The 3,079-nt window shown below is 69.2% G+C and carries 4 protein-coding genes; all 4 read right to left on the bottom strand.

The window, feature by feature from the left end:
• Positions 1–487: 487 nt before the first annotated feature.
• A complete protein-coding gene (gene tnpC, locus VGL85_RS10730) occupies positions 488–2,014 on the bottom strand; it encodes an IS66 family transposase (protein WP_331588922.1) in 1,527 nt (508 codons plus the stop codon).
• Between the two features lie 78 nt (positions 2,015–2,092).
• Complete coding sequence (gene tnpB / locus VGL85_RS10725; RefSeq protein WP_331588920.1) at positions 2,093–2,443, bottom strand: IS66 family insertion sequence element accessory protein TnpB; 351 nt, start codon at positions 2,441–2,443, stop codon at positions 2,093–2,095.
• The gene (gene tnpA, locus VGL85_RS10720; protein WP_331588918.1) at positions 2,440–2,808 is read right to left on the bottom strand and encodes an IS66-like element accessory protein TnpA; all 369 of its coding nucleotides are present in this window, start codon (positions 2,806–2,808) and stop codon (positions 2,440–2,442) included. Before tnpA ends, tnpB begins: the two co-directional genes overlap by 4 nt.
• A gap of 46 nt (positions 2,809–2,854) precedes the next feature.
• Positions 2,855–3,079: hypothetical protein (locus VGL85_RS10715; RefSeq protein WP_331588916.1), on the bottom strand; the 225-nt coding region annotated here is incomplete at its 5' end.

Below are 3,079 nucleotides of genomic sequence, written 5' to 3'. Positions count from 1 at the left end.
CATAGATTTGTCTGGGAGAAAAAACTGGACGAGTCGATGTCCTATATACGAAAACGGAATCCGGAACTTCTGAAGGAAGCAGCTACGTACTCGGCAAGATTTCCCAACCCATGGGAAGAAGAAGCCTGTAATTGAGCTTTGGTAGTGATTGCGTATGTCGATGGGGACGGGGTTAACGAATCGGATTCCAGTGGGTTGGCCCCTGGAGCGCCATGCGAGACATATAGCACCGGAAGTGCAGCCTGCCAGCGGGCGAAGAACCTTTGCCTTACTGACAAGTTCTTTGCGATAAGGGGGCGATTTCCGGCAAACGACAATGGTAGTCCATTCTTCCGGGGGCCTACGCCTACGACTTCGGCGGAGCGCGGGTGTGGCGCCAGACCTTCGGCGCGGGGTCGCCGCAGACGGCCTACGTCCATGACACCGCCGGCCACGTGATCGCCGAACACGACGCGGTCACCGGGGCGGTGAACCGTAAGCGTCGTCGTCAGGCCACCGCTCGAGCGGGAGCTTGGACCCATGGCAGCAGTTCGTCGAGGCGGCTCTGGGGATGGCCGTGGACGATGCGTGTGATGGCGCCCGCGAGCCAGGTTTCGGGATCGAGGCCGTTGAGCTTGCAGGTTTCGATGAGCGAGGCGAGGACCGCCCAGTGCTCGGCGCCGCCGTCGGAGCCGGCGAAGAGGGCGTTCTTGCGGGTGAGCGCGATGGGGCGGATGGAGCGTTCGACGACGTTGGAGTCGATCTCGATCCGGCCGTCGTGGAGGAACAGGGTCAGGCCGCTCCAGCGGGCGAGGGCATAGCGGATGGCGTCGGCCATCTTGCCCTTGCGGCTGACGGCGGCGAGCCGGGACCGCAGCCACGGCTCCAGCTCTTCGATGATCGGCCGGCTTCGCGCCTGGCGCGCGGCGACGCGCCTATCGGCCGCGAGGCCGCGGATGTCCGCCTCCACGGCATAGAGGCGCTTGATCCGCTCCAGGGCCTGGGTGGCGATGGGCGCGTCGCCGGCGGCGGCCAGTTCGTAGAACGGCCGGCGCACATGGGCCCAGCAGAAGGCGAGCCTGACCAGGCCGGTCTCGGCCAGGGGCCGATAGCCGCCATAGCCGTCCACCTGCAGTACGCCCTGGAAGCCGGCGAGATGCTTGATCGGCTGGGAAGCGGTGCGGTCGGTGGCGTAGACGTAGACCACGCCCGGCGGGTCGGCCCCGGCCCACGGCCGCTCGTCCCTCGCGTAGGCCCACAGCTGGCCGGTCTTGGTCCGCCCGCGCCCCGGATCGAGCACCGGCACGGTGGTCTCGTCAGCGAACAGCTTGGAGGAGGCCTTGAGCTTGTCCAGCAGGCGGGCGTGCACCGGCCGCAGCAGGAAGGCGGCCCGCCCGACCCAGTCGGCCAGGGTGGAGCGGTCCAGGTCGATGCCTTGCCGGCCATAGATCTGGGCCTGACGGTAGAGCGGGCAGTGATCGGCGTACTTGGCGATGGCGACATGGGCGACCAGCGCCTCGGTGGGCAGGCCGGCCTCGATCAGCCTGGCCGGCGCGGGGGCCTGGACCACGCCTTCCTGGCAGGCGCGGCAGGCGTATCGCGGTCGGCGCGTCACCAGCACGCGGAACTGGGCGGGAACCACGTCCAGGCGCTCGGCCACGTCCTCGCCGACCAGATGCAGCGGGCCACGGCAGCAGGGGCAGCTCTTGTCCTCGACGTCGATCACCTGCTCGATCCTGGGCAGGTGCGCCGGCAGATGGCCGAGATTACGCCGGCGGGGGCCGACACACCTGGCGGGACGGGCCCTCTCGGCTCCGGCGGCCCGCGCCGCTTCGCCTTGCTCGACCTCCTCCAGGGCCAGCTCCAGCTGGTCGACGGGCAGGCTCTCCGCCCGCCGGCCGAACCGGTGACGCTGGAGTTCCCTGATGATCTGCCTGAGCCGCTCGGTCTCGGCGGCGTGGGCGGACCGCTCGGCATGGAGCATCGCCTTCAGCGTCGTCGTGTCGTCCGGAAGAGTGTCGACCTGGGTCGTCATCGAAGAGGATCAGAGCATATTCCGAAGGCCTTGAGGCGCCCCCGCGTGAGCCCTGAGTCAATCTGTCGCGGCCCTCTGTCAGTGTGCTTCCAGAGGCGCCGCCACGCGCCGGGCCTGGTGCACGCGGCGCCAGTCCAGGCCCTCGAGCAGGGCCGCCAGCTGGGCCCCGCTGAGGCGCATCGTCCCGTCCTCGACCCTGGGCCAGCGGAAGCTTCCCTGCTCCAGGCGCTTGCTGAGCAGGCACAGCCCCGTGCCGTCCCACCACACCAGCTTCACCCGGTCCGCCCGCCGGGACCGGAACACCCACACGACCCCGCTGAACGGATCGGCGCGCATCCGCTCCTTCACCAGCGCCGCCAGGCCGTCCATGCCCTTCCTGAAGTCCACCGGCGCCGTGGCCACCATCACCCGCGTCGCCGGGCCGATCACGCGGCGCCGCTCATCGCCCGGATGACCGCCGTTATGGCCCTCACCTCCGCGCCCCGCCCGATGCGGATCACACCGGCGGCCAGGTCCACCTCGATGAGGCCATCGTTGCGGCGATGCTCAGGCCGGCGGCGCTGGGCGGCGGGGGCGGCTGGCGTCACGACCACCGGCGCGAACGATACGCCCCCGGCCTGCTCCGCGGCGCGCCGGGCCAACTTGCGCCAGGAGAACAGCTGGTCCACCCGCAGCCCGTGGCGGCGCGCCACCGCGCTCAACGTCTCGCCTGGAACCAGGGTCTCGGCCACGATCCGCGCCTTGACTTCGGCCGGCCACTCCCGACGATGACCCGCGCCGGTGAAGACTTCCATCCGCCGGACCACGGGCTCCGACCTATGTTGATCGGATATGATCATCTTAACTCCAGGCCGGCCCTCGCCGGACCCCCGAGCTTCGATGATCAGCCGCGCGCCGGAAAGGTGGGGACACGACGACGCTTACGTTGTAGCCGTAGGCCCAGTCGAAGGTGGCGTTGTGATAGTCCCGGGTCAGGTCGCCGCCGGGGGCATAGGTCATGGTCCGGTTCACCGCCCCGCTCGAGCCCGTCGCCTGGTTCGAGGTCGTGGAGATGGCGATCGTCGT

The sequence above is a fragment of the Phenylobacterium sp. genome (assembly GCF_036501465.1).
In the GTDB taxonomy this organism is placed as follows: domain Bacteria; phylum Pseudomonadota; class Alphaproteobacteria; order Caulobacterales; family Caulobacteraceae; genus Phenylobacterium.
The sequence above is the reverse complement of the archived record's forward strand: the minus strand, read 5'-3'. Positions and strand labels throughout refer to the sequence as shown.